Annotated in this window: 3 protein-coding genes and 1 pseudogene; all 4 read right to left on the bottom strand. The window is 56.4% G+C overall.

The window, feature by feature from the left end:
* A partial coding sequence (locus tag Q7T06_RS01435) for a pyridoxine 5'-phosphate synthase (RefSeq protein ID WP_304778928.1) occupies positions 1-605 on the bottom strand: 605 nt, incomplete at its 3' end.
* 52 nt (positions 606-657) lie between these two features.
* A complete protein-coding gene (recO, locus tag Q7T06_RS01430; protein WP_304778925.1) occupies positions 658-1,524 on the bottom strand; it encodes a DNA repair protein RecO in 867 nt (288 codons plus the stop codon).
* Positions 1,525-1,536: 12 nt separating this feature from the next.
* Positions 1,537-2,439 carry a GTPase Era gene (gene era, locus Q7T06_RS01425; protein WP_304778922.1) on the bottom strand — a complete coding sequence of 301 codons (903 nt, stop codon included), beginning with the start codon at positions 2,437-2,439 and terminating at the stop codon, positions 1,537-1,539.
* Positions 2,436-2,747, bottom strand: a pseudogene (locus tag Q7T06_RS01420) (ribonuclease III); the annotation flags it as partial. The gene era and the pseudogene Q7T06_RS01420, both read right to left, overlap by 4 nt.

The following is a 2,747-nucleotide window of genomic DNA, read 5'->3' as shown; positions in this document are numbered from 1 at the left end:
AAGCCGTGGCCGGCATTGACTTTCAAGCCCCGCTTGACGCCCTCCACCACTGCACGCTCTATGCGCTGCAGTTCGGCTTGCTGCTGCACGGCATCGTGCGCATCGGCATAGCGGCCCGTATGCAATTCGATCACTGGCGCGCCGGCTTCGGCTGCGGCCTGGATTTGCGCCGCGTCGGCATCGATGAACAAGCTCACGCGTATGCCCTCCGCCTGCAACTGCCTGATCGCTGCCGATACTTCTGAAAAATACTTTATGACATCGAGGCCGCCTTCGGTCGTCACTTCTTCGCGACGCTCAGGCACCAGGCACACATCCTGCGGCTTGATGCGGCAGGCAAAGTCGACCATCTCAGTCGTCACCGCCGATTCCAGGTTCATCCGCGTAAGCAGCTGCGGGCGTATCAGTTCGACATCGGCATCCTTGATGTGGCGGCGGTCTTCGCGCAAATGCAGCGTGATCGCATCGGCACCGGCTTCTTCTGCCAGCAAGGCGGCTTGCAAGGGATCGGGATAAGTTGTGCCGCGCGCATTGCGCAAGGTGGCGACGTGATCGATGTTGATGCCGAGCTCGATGACTGGATGTTGGGGCTGGAGAAAACTCATGAAAATTGGTCCATTTGGTTGGTCCGTTTGCTTGATCCGTTTGTTTAATCTATTAAAGCTGCAGCAAATCGATCAGTATCTGGCGCGTATTCAACGGTGCGCCATTGAGATGATGCGCGAGCAAAAAGCGCATCAGGAATTTGCTTTGCGTTTGCGTCGCAGTATCGCTGTAATCTTCGTTTTCCATATCCAGCAGGGTCTTGCCGGACACGCGCGGCCAGGCATCTGCAGGACGCGCCGGACGCGGACCGCGCTCGGGATCGACGACATAGCTCTGCTCCGCGACAATCGCAGTGCGTGTGTGGGTACAAATGCGCCAGTCACCGGCTACGCCGCTTTCCTTCAACAGCGCACGCTCGAATTTGCGCAACACTATCGGTGCCGGTTCATCATGCGCCAGCTGGTTCAGTGCACTGACATAGTGATCAAACAAGGCTGGATGCGGATCGTCGCGCGCCAGCAATTTGACCAGCAATTCATTCAGATAAAAACCGCACAGAAGCGCCGATTTTTCCAGTGGCAGCAAGCCGCCTACCCATTCTGCCGCAGTCAGGGTACGCACTTCCGCCTTGCCGCTCCAGCCCACTGCAAGCGGCTGGAAGGTTTGCAGCACGCCGCGCAATTTTGAATGCGGCCGTTTGGCGCCTTTTGCTACCAGCGCAATGCGGCCGTGATCGCGTGTAAACACGTCGACGATCAGGCTGGTTTCTTTATATGGGTAGCTGTGCAGCACGAAACCGGGTTGCTCGGCGATGCGCGATTCTTTTTCGAGAGTGCGCACGCGGCGCGGTGCGGCTTTGACCGTGCTTGCGGATTGCGGAATGGAAGTGTGGCTGGTGCCGGCATCGCCCTCAGGCGCCGCCGGCGCCCCAGAGGAAGAAGTTAATAGAGAGCTGACGTCGGCGATGAGTGCGGCCATCTTTGAATCGATTTATTCGTAACCGTATGCGCGCAAGCCGGCTTCATTATCGGCCCAACCTGATTTGACCTTGACCCAGATTTCCAGATAGACAGGGCCGCCGAACAGGCGCTCCATGTCCAGCCGCGACTGGGTTGAAATATCCTTCAGGCGTGCACCCTTGTTGCCTATGACCATGGACTTGTGCGTATCGCGCTCGACCAGAATCGCGGCAAAGACGCGACGCAGATTGCCTTCGACTTCGAATTTTTCAATCAGCACCGTGCTGGTGTAAGGCAGCTCGTCGCCGACAAAGCGGAATACTTTTTCACGCACGATTTCGGCAGCGAGGAATTTTTCGCTGCGGTCGGTGATGTCGTCTTCGCCAAATACCGGTGGATTTTCCGGCAAATGCTTCTTGATCTCGCCTTGCAGATTCTCAAGCTGAAAACGCAATTTGGCGGAAACCGGCACCACGGCAGTAAAGTCGCGCTTGGCCGCGATTTGCTGGGCAAACGGCAGCAGTATCGCCTTGTCCTTGACGCGATCAGACTTGTTGATGACGAGGATGCAAGGCACGTTCTTCGGTATCAAATCCAGCACTTGCTGATCGGCCTGACCGAAAGTGCCGGCTTCTATCACGTACAGAATCACGTCGGATGCAGTGAGCGTATTCGTCACGGTCCGGTTCAGCGTCTTGTTCAACGCATTTGAATGGCGGGTCTGAAAGCCAGGCGTGTCGACATAGACAAACTGCGCATCCTCAACGGTTTGTATGCCGGTAATGCGATGCCGCGTGGTTTGCGCCTTGCGCGAAGTGATGCTGACCTTGGCGCCTATCAATTCATTCATCAAGGTCGATTTACCGACGTTGGGGCGACCGACGATAGCGATATAACCGCAACGGAAGTGAGGCAGTGCGGCAGATTCAGTCATGCAATTTTGGAATGGGAAGTGGATGAGGATTTTTTTACGGCATCGTCAGATGCAGCATCGGTTTTTTTTGCTGCATCCGGTTCGGCAATCAGGCTTTTTTGCGCATCGGATGGCTGCTCGGGTGTTGCTTCCGGTTCAGGCTCTGATTTCGGATCAGCCTTGGCCATTTTTGCTTCCGCCTTGCCTGCTGATTTGGTGGCCGGCTTCACGGTTTCCAGCGGCGCGTCCGGTTGCACCGTGGCGATGCCAGCCAGTTTCAATTGTGCAGTACGCGGTTTGCTCTTGCGACTGGTCCCTGGCGTTTTTAC

Origin of the sequence: Herminiimonas sp. (assembly GCF_030645555.1) — a bacterium.
Lineage (GTDB): Bacteria > Pseudomonadota > Gammaproteobacteria > Burkholderiales > Burkholderiaceae_D > Oxalicibacterium.
Note: the sequence above shows the minus strand (reverse complement) of the source record. Positions and strands in the feature narration are given on the sequence as shown.